The sequence below is a fragment of the Pseudomonas sp. A-R-19 genome, from assembly GCF_019956575.1.
In the GTDB taxonomy this organism is placed as follows: domain Bacteria; phylum Pseudomonadota; class Gammaproteobacteria; order Pseudomonadales; family Pseudomonadaceae; genus Aquipseudomonas.
Genome location: NZ_JAHBDR010000043.1, coordinates 65,685 through 82,875, shown reverse-complemented (window position 1 = coordinate 82,875; position 17,191 = coordinate 65,685). Strand labels below are relative to the sequence as shown.

General features: G+C 60.9%; 15 protein-coding genes. 6 read left to right on the top strand and 9 right to left on the bottom strand.

Translation table 11 applies throughout. The annotated features are described in order from the left end of the window. Nucleotides 1-71: 71 nt before the first annotated feature. Complete coding sequence (locus KGA88_RS09760; protein ID WP_223590443.1) at nt 72-1,466, top strand: NorM family multidrug efflux MATE transporter; 1,395 nt, start codon at nt 72-74, stop codon at nt 1,464-1,466. A gap of 186 nt (nt 1,467-1,652) precedes the next feature. Here the strand turns inward: KGA88_RS09760 and KGA88_RS09755 are convergent, their stop codons facing one another. Beyond that, nucleotides 1,653-3,326, bottom strand: coding sequence for a putative bifunctional diguanylate cyclase/phosphodiesterase (locus KGA88_RS09755; protein ID WP_223590441.1), 1,674 nt, complete (start codon nt 3,324-3,326; stop codon nt 1,653-1,655). A 264-nt stretch (nt 3,327-3,590) separates the two neighbouring features. Between KGA88_RS09755 and rep the strand changes: the two genes are divergently transcribed. Continuing rightward, nucleotides 3,591-5,600 carry a DNA helicase Rep gene (gene rep / locus KGA88_RS09750; RefSeq protein ID WP_095943382.1) on the top strand — a complete coding sequence of 670 codons (2,010 nt, stop codon included), beginning with the start codon at nt 3,591-3,593 and terminating at the stop codon, nt 5,598-5,600. A 57-nt stretch (nt 5,601-5,657) separates the two neighbouring features. Beyond that, nucleotides 5,658-6,230, top strand: coding sequence for a xanthine phosphoribosyltransferase (locus KGA88_RS09745; protein ID WP_008022089.1), 573 nt, complete (start codon nt 5,658-5,660; stop codon nt 6,228-6,230). 128 nt (nt 6,231-6,358) lie between these two features. Here the strand turns inward: KGA88_RS09745 and KGA88_RS09740 are convergent, their stop codons facing one another. The 6 genes from KGA88_RS09740 to dadA all read right to left on the bottom strand — a co-directional run bounded on the left by KGA88_RS09740 (nt 6,359) and on the right by dadA (nt 12,618). After that, complete coding sequence (locus KGA88_RS09740; RefSeq protein ID WP_223590438.1) at nt 6,359-8,281, bottom strand: acetyl-CoA hydrolase/transferase C-terminal domain-containing protein; 1,923 nt, start codon at nt 8,279-8,281, stop codon at nt 6,359-6,361. 258 nt (nt 8,282-8,539) lie between these two features. After that, the gene (locus KGA88_RS09735) at nt 8,540-8,962 is read right to left on the bottom strand and encodes a c-type cytochrome (protein WP_110659796.1); all 423 of its coding nucleotides are present in this window, start codon (nt 8,960-8,962) and stop codon (nt 8,540-8,542) included. 182 nt (nt 8,963-9,144) lie between these two features. Then, nucleotides 9,145-9,693, bottom strand: coding sequence for a cupin domain-containing protein (locus tag KGA88_RS09730; RefSeq protein ID WP_007975150.1), 549 nt, complete (start codon nt 9,691-9,693; stop codon nt 9,145-9,147). A 127-nt stretch (nt 9,694-9,820) separates the two neighbouring features. Continuing rightward, nucleotides 9,821-10,894 (bottom strand): alanine racemase, encoded by a 1,074-nt coding sequence (gene alr, locus KGA88_RS09725; RefSeq protein WP_110659795.1) that lies wholly within the window; start codon nt 10,892-10,894, stop codon nt 9,821-9,823. A 94-nt stretch (nt 10,895-10,988) separates the two neighbouring features. Beyond that, nucleotides 10,989-11,342: a RidA family protein gene (locus tag KGA88_RS09720; RefSeq protein WP_110659794.1), complete on the bottom strand. Its 354-nt coding sequence runs from the start codon at nt 11,340-11,342 to the stop codon at nt 10,989-10,991. Then, nucleotides 11,314-12,618 (bottom strand): D-amino acid dehydrogenase, encoded by a 1,305-nt coding sequence (gene dadA, locus KGA88_RS09715; protein ID WP_110659798.1) that lies wholly within the window; start codon nt 12,616-12,618, stop codon nt 11,314-11,316. The genes KGA88_RS09720 and dadA overlap by 29 nt, the downstream gene beginning before the upstream one ends. Before the next feature lie 156 nt (nt 12,619-12,774). On the opposite strand from dadA, the gene KGA88_RS09710 reads away from it, so the two are divergent. Then, nucleotides 12,775-13,263 (top strand): Lrp/AsnC ligand binding domain-containing protein, encoded by a 489-nt coding sequence (locus KGA88_RS09710; RefSeq protein WP_007975155.1) that lies wholly within the window; start codon nt 12,775-12,777, stop codon nt 13,261-13,263. A 138-nt stretch (nt 13,264-13,401) separates the two neighbouring features. Here the strand turns inward: KGA88_RS09710 and KGA88_RS09705 are convergent, their stop codons facing one another. After that, nucleotides 13,402-13,755: a YkgJ family cysteine cluster protein gene (locus KGA88_RS09705; protein ID WP_110659793.1), complete on the bottom strand. Its 354-nt coding sequence runs from the start codon at nt 13,753-13,755 to the stop codon at nt 13,402-13,404. 147 nt (nt 13,756-13,902) lie between these two features. Here KGA88_RS09705 and KGA88_RS09700 point away from each other — a divergent pair, with 147 nt between their 5' ends. Continuing rightward, nucleotides 13,903-15,210 carry an NAD(P)/FAD-dependent oxidoreductase gene (locus KGA88_RS09700; RefSeq protein WP_223590436.1) on the top strand — a complete coding sequence of 436 codons (1,308 nt, stop codon included), beginning with the start codon at nt 13,903-13,905 and terminating at the stop codon, nt 15,208-15,210. 117 nt (nt 15,211-15,327) lie between these two features. Here the strand turns inward: KGA88_RS09700 and KGA88_RS09695 are convergent, their stop codons facing one another. Further along, nucleotides 15,328-15,573 (bottom strand): DUF1127 domain-containing protein, encoded by a 246-nt coding sequence (locus KGA88_RS09695; RefSeq protein WP_110662517.1) that lies wholly within the window; start codon nt 15,571-15,573, stop codon nt 15,328-15,330. A gap of 179 nt (nt 15,574-15,752) precedes the next feature. Between KGA88_RS09695 and KGA88_RS09690 the strand changes: the two genes are divergently transcribed. Then, entirely contained in the window at nt 15,753-17,186 is a 1,434-nt protein-coding gene (locus KGA88_RS09690) for a PLP-dependent aminotransferase family protein (protein ID WP_110662518.1), read from the top strand. Nucleotides 17,187-17,191 lie beyond the last annotated feature (5 nt).

Here is a 17,191-nt window from a genome sequence, read left to right as displayed (position 1 = left end):
TTTGTGCAAACCCCGCAAAGCGCCGAGAATCGGTGCTTTCCTGTTTCCCTTGATAATCGAGCGTGATGACCATGCAGCATCCAGCACGTACTGAACTCTGGGCCATCCTGCGGCTGGCGGGGCCGCTGATTGCCTCGCAGTTGGCGCACATGCTGATGGTCCTCACCGACACCCTGATGATGGCGCGCCTGAGTCCCGAGGCGCTGGCCGGTGGCGGCCTCGGCGCGGCGACCTATTCGTTCGTGTCGATTTTCTGCATCGGCGTGATCGCGGCGGTCGGCACCCTGGTGGCGATCCGTCAGGGTGCCGGCGATATCGTCGGGGCTACCCGGCTGACCCAGGCCGGGTTGTGGCTGGCATGGCTGATGGCGCTGGTCGCCGGTTTGCTGTTGTGGAACCTCAAACCGGTGCTGCTGCTGTTCGGCCAGACCGAAAGCAACGTCCAGATGGCCGGGCAGTTCTTGATCTTCCTGCCGTTCGCCCTGCCCGGCTACCTGAGCTTCATGGCCCTGCGCGGATTCACCAGCGCCATTGGTCGTGCGACGCCGGTGATGGTCATCAGCCTGGGCGGCACCGTGGCCAACTTCCTGCTCAACTATGCACTGATTACCGGAATGTTCGGCCTGCCGAAACTGGGGCTGATGGGCATCGGGCTGGTCACGGCGGTTGTCGCCAACCTCATGGCCCTGGCGCTGGCGTGGCACATTCGTCGGCACCCGGCTTATGAGGCCTATCCGCTGCGCAAGGGCCTGTCGCGGCTCAACCGCCAGTACCTGAAGGAGCTGTGGCGCCTGGGCCTGCCGATTGGCGGCACCTACGCAGTGGAAGTCGGGCTGTTCGCCTTCGCCGCGCTGTGCATGGGCACCATGGGCAGCACGCAGCTGGGCGCGCACCAGATCGCCCTGCAAATCGTCTCGGTGGCGTTCATGGTTCCGGCGGGTATCTCCTACGCGATCACCATGCGCATCGGTCAGCATTACGGCGCCGGGCAACTGCTGGATGCGCGGCTTGCCGGGCGGGTCGGCATTGCCTTCGGGGCGGCGGCGATGCTCTGTTTCGCCATGGTCTTCTGGCTGCTGCCGAACCAGTTGGTCGGCCTGTTTCTCGACCACAACAACCCGGCGTTCCGCGACGTCATCAATTTGGCCGTGAGCCTGTTGGCGGTGGCGGCCTGGTTCGAGCTGTTCGATGGCGTGCAAACCATCGCCATGGGCTGCATTCGCGGCCTCAAGGATGCCAAGACCACGTTCCTGGTGGGTCTGGGGTGTTATTGGCTGATCGGCGCTCCGGCGGCGTGGTGGATGGCGTTCCACCTGAACTGGGGGCCGACGGGTGTCTGGTGGGGCCTGGCGCTGGGGCTGGCGTGCGCGGCGGTGAGCCTGACGCTGGGGTTTGAGTGGAAGATGAAGCGGATGATTCGGCGGGAGCCGCAAGCGGAACGATTCGAAGCCATTCAACCCCAATGAAATCCCTGTAGGAGCTGGCCCTGTGGCGAGGGGGCTTGCCCCCGTTCGGTTGCGCAGCAACCGCAAAACCAGAAAATGCGATGTACCTGACAGAGCTCGGTTGCAGGGTAAGGGGCCGCTTCGCGACCCAACGGGGGCAAGCCCCCTCGCCACAAAAGCCGGCTCCTACAGAGGATTTGTGGCGCCTTAGCTGACGATTTCCAGTGCCGGCTGTTCGCCGGAGCCAAACATCAGATACTCCACCAGCTCGGCCAGCGGCAATGGCTTGCTGATCAAGTATCCCTGCACCTGATCGCATTCAAACCCACGCAACAGATCCAGTTGCTCCGGCGTCTCCACACCTTCGGCAACCACCTCAAGGTTGAGGTTGTGCGCCAGATTGATCATCGCGTGGACCAGTTTTCGGTTTTCCTCACGCTGTTCCATGCCGCCGACAAAGCTCTTGTCGATTTTCAGCAAGGTGATCGGCAGGCTGTTGAGGTGAACGAAAGACGAGAAGCCGGTACCGAAGTCGTCGAGGGAGAAACGCACACCGAGACGACCGAGGGCGTCCATGGTCTGCTTGACCAGATCGCTGCGGCGCATGACTGCGGTTTCGGTCAGCTCGAACTCCAGCCACTGCGCCTCGACGCCACGTTCGGCAATCAGGCGGCTCAGGGTCGACAGCAACTGGCTGTCCTGGAATTGCCGGAACGACAGGTTGATCGCCATGTGCAGCGGCGGTAAACCCAGCTCAAGCAACGCCTGCATGTCGCGCAAGGCCCGGGAAATCACCCAGTAGCCCAGCGGCACGATCAAACCGCTTTGCTCGGCCAACGGCACGAATTCGCTCGGTGGCAACAAGCCGCGCTCGGCATGGCGCCAGCGCACCAGGGCTTCGAGGCCGACGATCTGCCCGTCTTCGAGGTTCAGGCGTGGCTGGTAATGCAATTCCAGCTCATCGCGACGCAACGCCCGGCGCAGCTCGGTTTCGAGGTCGGCGATGCTGCGGGCATTGCGGTTGATGCGTTCGTTGAAAATGTGAAAGGTGCAGCCCTGGGTGCTTTTGGCCTGCTGCATGGCGATATGCGCGTGCCACATCAGCGGATCCGCACCGGCCTGGGCCCGGGCGTGGGCAATGCCCAGGCTGGAACCGATCAGCAGGCTTTCGCCATCGACCCAATAAGGTTCGGCCAATGCTTCGCTGATGCGCTCGGCCATCCACTCGGCCCGCTGGGGAGCACGGCGGGTGTCGATCAGCAGCGCGAATTCATCGCTGCCCAGGCGTGCCAGTTGATCGCCGGCCTCGAGCTGGCTCTTGAGCCGCGCCACCACTTGCAGGATCAGGCGGTCACCGGCCTGATGGCCGAGGGCGTCGTTGGCGTAACGGAAATTATCGAGATCAAGATGACCGAGGGCCAGGCCACGACCGTCGTTTTCCGCCAGTCGCGCCGTCAGCAGGGTCTGGAAGCCCTGGCGATTGGCGATGCCGGTCAGTGGATCCTGCTCGGCCAGGCGTTGCAGAGTGTTTTCCAAAACGCCACGTTCGCGTACATGGCGCAGGCAACGGCGCAACATGCCGGGGTCGAGATGGTCGCGCACCAGCCAGTCGCTCACACCGTCGGGCGGGGTCAGTGGCTCATGGTCGAGCAGCAACACCGTCGGCAGGCTACAACGGCCCGGCGCCGGTTGAAGTTGCGGGATGGTCAATAACACCGCGCTGCGGTTGTCATCGAACAGGCTGCTGACCGACTCCCAACTCGGCGCGCTGATGAGCACGGCCGAGCTCCCCATAGGAGCCAGACACTCGCGCAACAACGCTGCCCACGCTGGCTCTTCGGCCAGTAGCAGCAAACGCAAGGGTTCGACAGGCGTAGACAAGCTAGCTCCCTAGACTCTGCAAAGATGTAGGCGACGGGCATTATGCCGTCCCGATAACTAATGACAATGACATCAGCTATCAAAACGAGCCCTTTGTATCTGGAATTACGAACATTAGCCGCAGATTCGTTGCGCATCCTGCGTGAAAGTAACAAAACCGGCAATTACAGATAGCGTGGTACGTCACAAGTCGGACAGAGCAGCACAATTCGCTGAGCCTGTTAAAATGCCGGCCCATTTCGTGACTGACTCCTGAATTTACGTATGTCCCGACTCAATCCCCGGCAGCAAGAAGCCGTGAACTACGTCGGCGGCCCTCTATTGGTGCTCGCCGGTGCAGGCTCCGGCAAGACCAGCGTGATCACGCGCAAAATCGCGCACCTGATCCAGAACTGTGGCATTCGCGCCCAGTACATCGTCGCCATGACCTTTACCAACAAGGCCGCCCGCGAAATGAAGGAACGGGTCGGCACCCTGCTGCGTGCCGGTGAAGGTCGCGGGCTGACGGTCTGCACCTTCCACAACCTGGGCCTGAACATCATCCGCAAGGAACACGTGCGGCTGGGCTACAAACCGGGCTTCTCGATCTTCGACGAGACTGACGTCAAAGCCCTGATGACCGACATCATGCAGAAGGAATACTCGGGCGACGACGGTGTCGACGAGATCAAGAACATGATCGGCGCCTGGAAAAACGACCTGATCCTGCCGGCCCAGGCCCTGGAAAACGCGCGCAATCCCAAGGAACAGACCGCCGCCATCGTCTACACCCACTACCAGCGCACGCTCAAGGCGTTCAACGCGGTGGACTTCGACGACCTGATCCTGCTGCCGGTGAAGCTCTTCGAAGAGCACGCCGACATCCTGGAAAAGTGGCAGAACAAGGTGCGTTACCTGCTGGTCGACGAATACCAGGACACCAACGCCAGCCAATACCTGCTGGTGAAAATGCTCATCGGCAAACGCAACCAGTTCACCGTGGTGGGCGACGACGACCAGTCGATCTACGCCTGGCGTGGCGCGCGCCCGGAAAACCTGATGCTGCTCAAGGAGGACTACCCGTCCCTGAAAGTGGTGATGCTGGAGCAAAACTACCGCTCCACCAGCCGCATCCTGCGCTGCGCCAACGTACTGATCTCGAACAACCCCCACGAATTCGAAAAGCAGCTGTGGAGTGAAATGGGCCACGGCGACGAGATCCGCGTGATCCGCTGCCGCAACGAGGACGCCGAGGCCGAGCGCGTGGCCATGGAAATCCTCAGCCTGCACCTGCGCACCGACCGCCCGTACAGTGATTTCGCGATCCTCTATCGCGGCAACTACCAGGCCAAGCTGATCGAGCTGAAATTGCAGCATCACCAGGTGCCATATCGCCTGTCGGGCGGCAACAGCTTCTTCGGTCGTCAGGAAGTGAAAGACCTGATGGCCTACTTCCGCCTGATCGTGAACCCGGACGACGACAACGCCTTCCTGCGGGTGATCAACGTGCCGCGCCGCGAGATCGGCTCGACCACGCTGGAGAAGCTCGGCAACTACGCGACCGAGCGCAAAATCTCGATGTACGCCGCCACCGACGAAATCGGCCTGGGCGAGCATCTGGACAGCCGCTTCACCGATCGCCTGTCGCGCTTCAAGCGCTTCATGGACAGGGTACGTGAGCAGTGCGCCGGCGAAGACCCGATCTCCGCGCTGCGCAGCATGGTCATGGACATCGACTACGAGAACTGGCTGCGCACCAACAGCTCCAGCGACAAGGCCGCCGACTACCGCATGGGTAACGTCTGGTTCCTGATCGAGGCGCTGAAGAACACCCTGGAGAAAGACGAAGAAGGCGAAATGACCGTCGAGGACGCCATCGGCAAACTCGTCCTGCGCGACATGCTGGAACGTCAGCAGGAAGAGGAAGACGGCGCCGAAGGTGTGCAGATGATGACGCTGCACGCCTCCAAGGGCCTGGAATTCCCCTACGTGTTCATCATGGGCATGGAAGAGGAAATCCTCCCGCACCGCTCCAGCATCGAAGCCGACACCATCGAAGAAGAGCGCCGCCTGGCCTACGTGGGCATTACCCGCGCGCGCCAGACCCTGGCCTTCACCTTCGCAGCCAAGCGCAAGCAGTACGGCGAAATCATCGATTGCGCGCCGAGCCGCTTCCTCGATGAGCTGCCACCGGACGATCTGGCCTGGGAAGGCAACGACGACACACCGACCGAAGTCAAAGCCGTGCGGGGCAACAACGCATTGGCGGATATACGCGCGATGTTAAAGCGCTAGAATTGACCACTTTTTTAAAACCTTAGGGCGCACAAGGCGCCAACAGAGGACAGCTTCATGGAAGCCCTGCACCAGAAAATCCGCGAACAAGGCATCGTGCTTTCCGACCAGGTCCTGAAGGTCGACGCCTTCCTGAACCACCAGATCGACCCGGCCCTGATGAAGCTGATCGGCGACGAATTCGCCACGCTGTTCAAGGATTCGGGCATCACCAAGATCGTCACCATCGAAGCCTCGGGCATTGCCCCGGCGATCATGACCGGTCTGAACCTCGGCGTGCCGGTGATTTTCGCCCGCAAGCACCAGTCCCTGACCCTGACCGAGAACCTGCTGTCGGCGACCGTGTACTCGTTCACCAAGCAGACCGAAAGCACCGTGGCGATCTCCCCGCGCCACCTGACCAGCAGCGACCGCGTGCTGATCATCGACGACTTCCTGGCCAACGGTAAGGCGTCCCAGGCACTGATCTCGATCATCAAGCAGGCCGGCGCTACCGTGGCAGGCCTGGGCATCGTGATCGAGAAGTCGTTCCAGGGCGGCCGGGCGGAACTGGATTCGCAGGGTTATCGCGTAGAGTCGCTGGCCCGCGTGAAATCGCTGGCCGGTGGTGTCGTGACCTTTATCGAGTAAGCCGCCACACCGCAAACCAGTGTGGGAGCGGGCTTGCTCGCGAATGCGTAGTGTCAGTCGACATATTTTTTTACTGATACACCGCTTTCGCAAGCAAGCCCGCTCCCACATTTACCTTGTATTGGCTGTTATTGCGCAGTGGCCTTGAGGCCGGTCAGCAGCAACCGCTGATACAAATCCTCCTTCAGCCCTTCCGGATTGCTCAGCTGCATGCGCTCCAGATGCTCCGGGAACGCTGTCGCCGGCGGCGCATCCAGCGCAGCCTTGCCCAGCTCCAGCACCTCGCTCAGTTTGAACTTGCTCTTGAGCCAGTTCAGCGCCCGCAACACATCCCGCTCGACCTCGGTGAAATCACAACCCAGTGGATACTCTGGAAACAGCTGCGGATGTCGCGCCTGAATCGCCTGCAATCGTTGTGGATTGTTCTCGGTAAAACGTGGATCGAGACGGAAATCCTTCGGCAGTTTGCCGACGTTCTGCGCCTGCTCGATCAGTCCCAGTTGAAATCGCGAGTCGCTGATATTGAGTAAAGCCTCGATCACCGCCGCATCGGTTTTGCCGCGAAGATCGGCAATGCCGTATTCGGTGACCACGATGTCCCGCAGGTGCCGGGGGATTGTGCAGTGCCCGTACTCCCAGACGATGTTCGAGCTGACGTCGCCGGCGGACTCGCGCCAGCTGCGCAGCATCAACACCGAGCGCGCGCCTTGCAGCGCATGCCCCTGAGCCACGAAGTTGTACTGCCCGCCGACACCGCTGAGCACACGCCCATCTTCCAGTTGATCCGCCACAGCGGCACCGAGCAAGGTCACGGTGAACGCGGTGTTGATGAACCGCGCATCCAGACGCTGCAAGCGCTTGAGCTCTTCCTGGCCATAAAGCTCGTTGATGTAGCTGATGCGGGTCATGTTGAATTCGAGCCGCTTGCTTTGCGGCAGCTCGCGCAGGCGTTCATAGAAACTGCGCGGCCCGAGAAAGAAGCCGCCATGCACCGAGATGCCGTCGGTTTGCGCGGCTTCGTCGAGTGTTCCGGCATTGGCCTGCTGTTGGGTCGTCACGTCCGGGTAAACCTTGCGCCGCACGATCCCGGCATCCGCCAGTACCAACAAGCCGTTGACGAACATTTCGCTGCAGCCATACAGGCCTGTGGCGAAGGGTTCGATGCCGCCTTCGCGCTCGATCAGTTGCGCCCACTGGCTGAGGTTCACCTCGGCCAGCAACGCCTTGTAAGCGTCGCTGTCGGCTTGTCGCGCCAGCAGCGCCGCCGTCAGCGCATCGCCCATGGAGCCGATGCCGATCTGCAACGTGCCACCGTCACGCACCAGTGTGCTGGCATGCAGGCCGATGAAATGGTCCTGGCAGCCCACCGGCATGTTCGGTGTGGAGAACAGCGTGGTGTTGTCCTTCTGGTCGATCAGCAGGTCGAAGGTATCGATACCCAGTTCCGCATCGCCGGGCATGTACGGCAGATCGTTATGCACCTGGCCGACCATCAGGATGGTTTCTCCGGCGGCGCGGCGCCTGGCGATCATCGGCAACAGGTCGAGGGTGATGTCCGGGTTGCAGCTGAGGCTCAAGCGGTCGGGATGTTCGGCATGGCTGGCGACCATTTGCGCCACCAGGTTCAACCCGGCGGCGTTGATGTCCCGGGCTGCATGGCTGTAGTTGCTGCTGACGTAATCCTGCTGCGCCGTGGCACTGTTGAGCAGGCTGCCGGGCTGCATGAAGAACTGTTGGATGTGGATGTTGCCTGGCAGCGTATCGCGACGCAGGTCGGCGAGGAAATCCAACTCTGGATAATCATCGAAAACCCGCTCGACAAAGGGTTCTAGAAAGCGTTTTTGCAAGCCGTCGCCTAAGGGCGGACGGCCCAGGCACAGCGCGGTGTAGATCGTCAGGCGCCGCTCGGGCAGCTGCGCAACGCGCCGGTAGAGCGCATTGACGAAGGGGTTGGGTTTACCCAGCCCCAAGGGCAGCCCCATGTGAATGTGGTCCGGCAACCGCGCCAGGACGTCATCGACCGCCTGCTCGATAGAACACAACTGCACCATCGCTTCCTCCCTCACGTTCCATGACTTGGGCCTGGACCGAGCTTGCCGGGTCTTTGCTGCAATGAACAGCCTATAAAAACCGTAGGAGCGAGCTTGCTCGCGATGGTCGTCAACGATAACGCATAGAACCTGACACCCCGAGGCGCATTCAAACTCATCGCGAGCAAGCTCGCTCCTACAGGTGGGCGGCGGTGTTCATTGAAACCGCGGGCACAAAAAAGCCGCTCGGAAGCGGCTTTTTAGCGGGAAGACTCAGGCTTATTTCAGGCCAGACATCTTCTGGATGGCGCCTTTGAGCTCGGCATCGGAGCAGTCGGCGCAGGTGCCTTTAGGCGGCATCGAGTTGATACCGGTAATGGCTTTGGCCAGGATGCCGTCGAGGCCGCCCTGGTGGTCGGCACGCTCTTTCCAGGCAGCGGCATCACCGATTTTCGGTGCGCCCAACAGGCCTGAACCGTGGCAAGCGTTGCAATGTTTTGCAATCACTTCATCCGGGGTTTTCGCACCGCCACCGCCGCCGGCGGCAGTGGCAACCTCCATGCCCTTGCATTCTTTACCCTGAACACAAACCTGGCCGACTGGCTCAAGGCGTTTGGCAATATCGTCGTTGGTCGCAGCTTGAGCGCTGACACTGACAGCCCATAGGGCCAATACGGTTGCTGGTGCAGCCAGCATTTTCATAATTAGGTTCACGCGTTCACCCTCAATGGTGGCTAGTCACGCCTACGGCCACGGTTCGCAGGCGGGCGCAAGTATAGCGGTAAGCCCGTCGCACTGAAACAACCCCAAAGTCGGAGGGGTCTTAGGCCGCGACGGAAAAACAGCCTGGGCGCCTCTGCGATACTGGCAGGACGCCTCTTTACTTAGAAATTCGCCGGCGTGGCTGCGCTGATTAGTCGCGCAGGCGCATCGAACGGATTTCGGAAACGGTGTGGCTTGGTACTTTCAAAGTAGTAGCTATCGCCAGCTTCGAGGACAAAAGTTTCGAGACCGACCACCAGTTCCAGCTTTCCTTCGACCAGGATGCCGGTCTCCTCGCCCTCATGGGTGAGCATCTCGTCACCGGTGTCGGCGCCTGGCGGATAGATTTCATTGAGGAATGCGATAGCCCGGCTCGGGTGCGCCCGACCGACCAGTTTCATGGTCACGGCGCCATCGGAAATATCGATCAGCTCGTTGGCCTTGTAGACGATCTGGGTCGGTTTTTCCTGCAGGATTTCTTCGGAAAAGAACTCGACCATGGACATGGGAATCCCGCCCAACACCTTGCGCAGCGAACTGATCGAAGGGCTCACGCTGTTCTTTTCGATCATCGAAATGGTGCTGTTGGTGACACCCGCCCGTTTGGCGAGCTCACGCTGGGAAAGGCCTTTGAGCCTACGGATGGATTGCAGTCGTTCACCGACGTCCAAAGCTTGCGCCTCCAGGATTCAGATTGTTGGAATAGTGAGCGTTATCATGGCGACAGCGTTCAGTATTTACAACACCTTGACCTGAATCCTGCTCAGCGAGGCGACTTCCGGTCTCAAGCCTTGCGCACTAAGCCCCGGAATAGAGCAGTGGCACTCGGCGCAGGTTGCAGAAAATCTGATAAGGAATCGTGCCGGCGGCTATGGCTACATCACTGGCGAGGATGTTTTTGCCCCACAACTCGACGGTCGAACCGAGACCGGCCTGCGGCACATCGGTCAGGTCGATGCAGAGCATATCCATCGATACCCGACCGATCAGTTGGCTGCGCTGCCCGGCAACCAGTACCGGCGTGCCGGTCGGTGCCAGACGCGGATAGCCGTCGGCGTAACCCATGGCCACCACGCCAATGCGCATCGGTTTAGGGGTGATGAATTTGGCGCCGTAACCGACGGGTTCGCCAGCCGGCAGCTCGCGCACACTGATCACTTTCGACTCCAGGGTCATGACCGGTTGCAGGCGTGAGGCCACTTCGTTGGCTTCTTCGAAGGGTGTAGCGCCATAGAGCATGATGCCCGGGCGCACCCAATCGCTCGGAATCTGCGGCCAACCGAGCACCGCTGGCGAGTTGCGCAGACTGACCTCGGCGGACAAGCCCTTGCGCGCCGCTTCAAATACCGCCACCTGTTCGCTGCTTGCCTGTTCGTGCAGTTCGTCGGCGCGGGCAAAGTGACTCATCAGCACCACTTTCGCGACCTTGCCACTGGCCAGCAGCCGTTGATAGGCCGCCTGATAATCCGCCGGATGCAGCCCCACGCGGTGCATGCCCGAATCGAGTTTCAGCCACACAGTGATCGGTTTGCTCAACGAGGCTTTCTCGATGGCTTCGAGTTGCCACAGCGAATGCACCACGCACCAGAAATCATGCTCGACGATCAGCGCCAGCTCATCGGCTTCGAAAAAACCTTCCAGCAGCAGCACCGGCGCACGGATGCCCGCCGCTCGCAGCTCCAACGCCTCTTCGATGCAGGCCACGGCAAACCCGTCCGCCTCGGCTTCCAGCGCCTGGGCGCAACGCACCGCGCCATGGCCATAGGCATCGGCCTTGATCACCGCGAGGGCCTTGGCCCCCGTGAGCTCACGGGCGACTCGGTAGTTGTTGCGCAGGGCTTGAAGGTCGATCAGGGCACGGGCAGGACGCATGGCGGCAGACTTCTGGTCGGGTTATCGGGAAGAAAAACCGGTGCTGGCTGACGGCGTGAACCGCCAACAGCACCGGGAGAGGGATCGTTAAATCTTACGGCAACGCGGCGACGATGGAGATCTCGACCAGGATGCTCGGCTTGGCCATCTTCGCTTCGACGGTGGCACGGGCCGGGGCAGTGCCTTTTGGCAGCCACTGGTCCCACACCGAATTCATGCCGGCAAAGTGCGCCTCGATGTCGTTCAGGTAGATCGTCGCCGAAAGCAGATTCTGTTTGTCAGTCCCGGCCAGATCGAGCAAGCGCTCGATATTGGCGAGCACGTCGCGGGTCTGCTGTTCAATCCCGGCGTTGAAGTCGTCGCCAACTTGCCCGGCCAGGTAAACCGTGCCGTTATGGGTGACGATCTGACTCATGCGCTCATTGGTGAGCTGGCGCTGGACTGACATGCTTTGCAGACTCCTGGATTTTGTTGCCATAACGGGAAATATCGAGGCCTTCGGCGCTGATCTGCGGCTTTTTCTTCGCCATCAGGTCAGCCAGCAAGCGACCAGAGCCACAGGCCATGGTCCAGCCGAGCGTGCCGTGACCGGTGTTCAGAAACAGATTCTTGAACGGGGTGGCACCGACAATCGGCGTGCCATCCGGCGTGGTTGGACGCAGGCCGGTCCAGAAATCGGCTTGGGCCAGATCGCCGCCCTGAGGATAAAGATCGTTGACGATCATCTCCAGGGTTTCGCGCCGACGCGGGTTCAGCGACAGGTCAAAACCGGCGATTTCAGCCATGCCTCCAACGCGGATGCGGTTGTCGAAACGGGTGATCGCAACCTTGTAGGTCTCGTCGAGAATGGTCGAAGTCGGAGCCATCGCCGGGTTGGTGATCGGCACGGTCAGGGAGTAGCCCTTGAGCGGATACACTGGCGCCTTGATGCCCAGCGGTTTGAGCAGTTGCGGCGAGTAGCTACCCAGAGCCAGCACGTAGCGGTCGGCTGTTTCCAGCTTGCCGTCGATCCATACACCGTTGATGCGGTCACCGGCGAAGTCGAGGCGCTGAATGTCCTGACCAAAACGGAACTGCACACCGAGGTTCGCGGCCATCTCGGCAAGCTTGGTGGTGAACATCTGGCAGTCGCCAGTCTGGTCGTTCGGCAGGCGCAGGGCACCGGCGAGGATGTCCGTGACGCTGGCCAGCGCCGGTTCAACGCGGGCAATACCTTCGCGGTCGAGCAGTTCGAACGGCACGCCGGACTCTTTCAGCACGGCGATATCCTTCGCGGCGCCGTCCAGTTGAGCCTGGGTGCGGAACAGTTGGGTCGTACCAAGGCTGCGGCCTTCGTAGGCAATGCCGGTTTCGGCGCGCAGTTCGTCGAGGCAGTCACGGCTGTACTCGGACAGACGAACCATGCGCTCCTTGTTCACCGCGTAACGGCTAGCGGTGCAGTTGCGCAGCATCTGTGCCATCCACAGGTACTGGTCGATGTCGGCCGTGGCCTTGATCGCCAGGGGCGCGTGACGCTGCAGCAGCCACTTGATGGCCTTGAGCGGCACACCCGGCGCGGCCCACGGCGAGGCATAACCCGGCGAGACCTGCCCGGCGTTGGCGAAACTGGTCTCCATGGCAGCAGCCGGCTGCCGGTCCACAACCACCACTTCAAACCCGGCACGGGCCAGATAATAAGCACTGGTGGTACCGATGACGCCGCTACCCAAGACCATGACGCGCATTTTCATATCCCTCATCGCGGCTGACCGCTGACGTTTGTTATCAGAGCTTTAGATGCGCGCAGTGTAAAAAAGATTTGCCAGTGCTTTTCACTATATAAGCGCCTATATTTGGCGACAATTCTCGGCAAAAACCCTTTTCACGGAGGCGCATCCCCTATGCGTACCAACACTCAGACCAAACGTGAGCTGGACAAGATCGACCGCAACATCCTGCGGATCCTGCAAGCGGACGGGCGGATTTCCTTTACGGAACTAGGAGAAAAGGTCGGGCTCTCGACCACGCCCTGTACTGAGCGGGTCCGGCGTCTGGAGCGCGAAGGGATCATCATGGGCTACAACGCCCGGCTCAATCCGCAGCACCTGAAGGGTAGTCTGCTGGTGTTCGTCGAGATCAGCCTGGACTACAAGTCCGGCGATACTTTCGAAGAGTTCCGACGTGCGGTGCTGAAATTGCCCCATGTGCTGGAGTGTCACCTGGTGTCAGGGGATTTCGACTACCTGGTGAAAGCGCGGATTTCCGAGATGGCCTCGTACCGCAAATTGCTGGGCGACATCCTGCTCAAGCTGCCCCACGTGCGCGAGTCCAAGAGCTATATCGTGATGGAAGAGGTGAAGGAGAGCCTGACGTTACCGATTCCGGATTGAGATTGGCGGTGTCTGTTCAGACGCATTCGCGAGCAAGCCCGCTCCCACAGTGGATCAGTGTCGAACACAAACTCTGAGTTCACTGAGGATCGAATGTGGGAGCGGGCTTGCTCGCGAAGGCAGGCGACTCGGTCTTTCTTAAACCAACACCTGCCGGTTCGAAGCCATATACTCGAACACCTGCTTCTCCACCCGCGGATGAATCAACTCCACCGGCCCGCGCCCATTGGGGCACGGCAGGGTCTTGGTGGTGCCGAACAACCGGCAGATCAGCGGCCGCTCGCCATACACAGTGCAGCCATCGGGCCCCAGATGCACACAGTTGAGCTCTTCCATGGCGGCATCCTGCTCGGCGCGGGTCTTGCGCGGCAGGCGCGACATTTCTTCCGGCGAGGTGGTCACCGGCCCGCAGCAGTCATGGCAGCCGGGGACGCACTCGAACGAGGGAATCTGTTGGCGCAAGGTGCGGATTGTCTGGCTGTTGCAACTCATTGCAGCGGTGACCGATAGCGAAATAGAACGGGATTCTGACGCAAAAGCCCCGATCCAGACAGCAGCAACCGACCAATGTTGCCCGTCCGGGAAGGTCCGGCTTATGCTCCGTCAAATTTTCTAAACATCAGAACCAGGATCACGCACATGATTGCCCGTGCTCAACAGCCTGCTGCGAACCACCCCGCTTCCTATTACGCCGCCAGCAGCCTGCCGCAGCCCGAGCACCCCGCGCTCGCGGGCGAAGTGCTGGCCGATGTCTGTGTGGTGGGTGGCGGTTTTTCGGGGTTGAACACGGCGCTTGAGCTGGCCGAGCGCGGCCTCAGCGTGGTGTTGCTTGAAGCCAACAAAATCGGCTGGGGTGCCAGTGGACGCAATGGCGGGCAGCTGATTCGCGGCGTTGGCCACGGCCTCGATCAATTTGCCAACATCATCGGCGTCGAAGGCGTACGGCAGATGAAGCTCATGGGCCTGGAAGCCGTGGAGATCGTCCGGCAACGGGTCGAGCGCTTCCAGATTCCCTGCGACCTGACCTGGGGTTACTGCGATCTCGCCAACAAGCCCCGTGACCTTGAAGGTTTCGCCGAAGACGCCGATGAGCTGCGCAGCCTCGGTTACCGCTACGAGACACGCTTGCTGCAAGCCAACGAGATGCACACCGTGGTCGGCTCCACGCGTTATGTCGGTGGCTTGATCGACATGGGCTCGGGGCACCTGCACCCACTGAACCTGGCCCTGGGCGAAGCGGCCGCGGCACAACGACTGGGTGTTCGGTTGTTCGAGCAATCAGCCGCGACCCGCATCGATTATGGCCCCGAGGTCAAGGTCCATACCGCCGGGGGCTCGGTGCGCGCCAAAACTTTGGTGCTGGGCTGCAATGCCTACCTCAACAACCTCAACCCGCAACTCAGCGGCAAAGTCCTGCCTGCCGGCAGCTACATCATTGCCACCGAGCCACTGAGCGAAGAACTGGCCCACGCCCTGCTGCCACAAAATATGGCGGTCTGTGACCAGCGGGTGGCGCTGGACTACTACCGGCTCTCGGCGGACCGGCGCCTGCTGTTTGGCGGCGCCTGCCATTATTCGGGTCGCGACCCGAAAGACATCGCCGCGTATATGCGTCCGAAAATGCTGGAGGTCTTCCCGCAGCTGTCCGGGGTGCAGATCGACTATCAATGGGGCGGCATGATCGGCATCGGCGCCAACCGCCTGCCGCAGATCGGACGACTCCACGACCAGCCGAACGTGTATTACGCCCAGGCCTATTCCGGTCATGGCGTGAATGCTACGCACCTGGCCGGCAAGCTGCTGGCCGAAGCCATCAGCGGTCAGCACAGTGGTGGTTTTGATTTGTTCGCAAAAGTGCCGCACATCACCTTCCCCGGCGGCAAGCATTTGCGCTCGCCGTTGCTGGCGTTGGGGATGTTGTGGCATCGGCTTAAAGAGTTGGTCTGAAGGATTGGCGGTGTCAGAACTGACGCCTTCGCGAGCAAGCCCGCTCCCACAGAGGCACACAAATCCCCTGTGGGAGCGGGCTTGCCCGCGAAGAGGCCCGAAAGAACGCCAACAAAATCAGGTCCGCCAGAAAGGCTTCAGTCCCTCCTCCTGCGCCTGTTCCCGCGTCAGCCCGATATCCTTGAGCTGATCGGCCGTCAGCGCCAGCAACGCCTTGCGCGTATGCAGCCGACGCCAGAACAGATCCCAGCGGCCCAGACCGGACGACGCATTGCCCATAGGCACATTGCGTGCAGTGTCCGTTTGCCCTGCCGCCAGTTCCTGACTGTGTAACGTCAGCCGCACATCGCTCAAACCGTTCATCTTGGATGCTCCTGTTTACTTGGGTAGCCAGAGGTTCCATGATGCATGGGCGTGAAAAAGCATTACAGATTCAAAGAGCCTGTATTAAATCCATACAGATTTACCGATTCCGTCACTGAATCCCGATTTTTTGCCCGATCTGTACTGGTTAACCGAATCCCCTCTATCGAGGCTGCACCATGACCCTTTACGTCAACCTCGCCGAGTTGCTCGGCACACGTATCGAACAGGGCTTCTATCGCCCCGGTGACCGGCTGCCCTCGGTTCGGGCGCTGAGCGTCGAACACGGCGTCAGCCTGAGCACGGTGCAGCAGGCCTATCGGATGTTGGAAGACAGTGGGTTGGCCATGCCACGGCCCAAGTCCGGCTACTTTGTTCCCGCCAGCCGCGAACTGCCGGATTTGCCGGCGGTCGGTCGCCCGGCCCAACGCCCGGTGGACATCTCTCAATGGGATCAGGTGCTGGAACTGATTCGCGCCGTGCCGCGCAAAGACGTGGTGCAACTCGGGCGCGGCATGCCGGACATCACCAGCCCGACCATGAAGCCGCTGCTGCGCGACCTGGCGCGAATCAGCCGGCGGCAGGACATGCCCGGTCTGTATTACGACAACATCCACGGCAACCTCGAACTGCGCGAACAAATCGCTCGCCTGATGCTCGATTCCGGCTGCCAGTTGAGTGCCAGCGATCTGGTGGTCACCACTGGATGCCATGAAGCACTGTCCACCAGCGTTCGCGCAATTTGCGAGCCGGGGGACATTGTGGCGGTGGACTCGCCGAGCTTCCACGGCGCCATGCAGACCCTCAAGGGCTTGGGCATGAAAGCCCTGGAAATCCCCACCGATCCGCTGACCGGTATCAGCCTCGAAGCGCTGGAGCTGGCCCTGGAGCAATGGCCGATCAAGGTCATACAGTTGACCCCCAACTGCAACAACCCGCTGGGCTACATCATGCCGGAGTCGCGCAAACGCGCGTTGTTGACGCTTGCACAGCGGTTTGACGTGGCGATCATCGAGGACGATGTGTATGGCGAGCTGGCCTATACCTATCCGCGCCCGCGCACGATCAAGTCCTTCGACGAGGACGGTCGCGTCCTGTTGTGCAGTTCGTTTTCCAAGACCCTGGCGCCAGGCCTGCGTATCGGCTGGGTCGCGCCCGGCCGTTATCTGGAACGGGTGCTGCACATGAAATACATCAGCACCGGCTCCACCGCGCCACAACCGCAGATCGCCATCGCCGAGTTCCTCAAGGGCGGGCACTTCGAACCGCATTTGCGGCGGATGCGCACGCAATACCAGCGCAATCGCGACATGATGATCGATTGGGTAACCCGCTACTTCCCGGCCGGCACCCGTGCCAGTCGCCCGCAAGGCAGCTTCATGCTGTGGGTCGAACTGCCGGACGGCTTCGACACCCTGAAACTGAATCGTGCGTTGCACGACCAGGGCGTACAGATTGCCGTGGGCAGCATCTTTTCCGCCTCGGGCAAATACCGTAATTGCCTGCGCATGAACTACGCTGCCAAACCAACACCGCAGATCGAAGAAGCGGTGCGCAAGGTCGGCGCGGCAGCGATCAAACTGCTGGCGGAAACCGATCAGCTCAGCGACTGACTTTT

Excerpts from the sequence above, each read along its gene's own strand:
- KGA88_RS09710 (WP_007975155.1), top strand. The coding sequence starts at position 12,775 with ATGCGTACCAACACTCAGACCAAACGTGAGCTGGACAAGATCGACCGC.
- KGA88_RS09740 (WP_223590438.1), bottom strand. The coding sequence starts at position 8,281 with ATGGTGCAGTTGTGTTCTATCGAGCAGGCGGTCGATGACGTCCTGGCG.
- rep (WP_095943382.1), top strand. The coding sequence starts at position 3,591 with ATGTCCCGACTCAATCCCCGGCAGCAAGAAGCCGTGAACTACGTCGGC.
- KGA88_RS09690 (WP_110662518.1), top strand. The coding sequence starts at position 15,753 with ATGACCCTTTACGTCAACCTCGCCGAGTTGCTCGGCACACGTATCGAA.
- KGA88_RS09745 (WP_008022089.1), top strand. The coding sequence starts at position 5,658 with ATGGAAGCCCTGCACCAGAAAATCCGCGAACAAGGCATCGTGCTTTCC.
- KGA88_RS09705 (WP_110659793.1), bottom strand. The coding sequence starts at position 13,755 with ATGAGTTGCAACAGCCAGACAATCCGCACCTTGCGCCAACAGATTCCC.
- dadA (WP_110659798.1), bottom strand. The coding sequence starts at position 12,618 with ATGCGCGTCATGGTCTTGGGTAGCGGCGTCATCGGTACCACCAGTGCT.
- KGA88_RS09695 (WP_110662517.1), bottom strand. The coding sequence starts at position 15,573 with ATGAACGGTTTGAGCGATGTGCGGCTGACGTTACACAGTCAGGAACTG.
- KGA88_RS09720 (WP_110659794.1), bottom strand. The coding sequence starts at position 11,342 with ATGTCAGTCCAGCGCCAGCTCACCAATGAGCGCATGAGTCAGATCGTC.
- KGA88_RS09735 (WP_110659796.1), bottom strand. The coding sequence starts at position 8,962 with ATGAAAATGCTGGCTGCACCAGCAACCGTATTGGCCCTATGGGCTGTC.
- alr (WP_110659795.1), bottom strand. The coding sequence starts at position 10,894 with ATGCGTCCTGCCCGTGCCCTGATCGACCTTCAAGCCCTGCGCAACAAC.
- KGA88_RS09700 (WP_223590436.1), top strand. The coding sequence starts at position 13,903 with ATGATTGCCCGTGCTCAACAGCCTGCTGCGAACCACCCCGCTTCCTAT.
- KGA88_RS09760 (WP_223590443.1), top strand. The coding sequence starts at position 72 with ATGCAGCATCCAGCACGTACTGAACTCTGGGCCATCCTGCGGCTGGCG.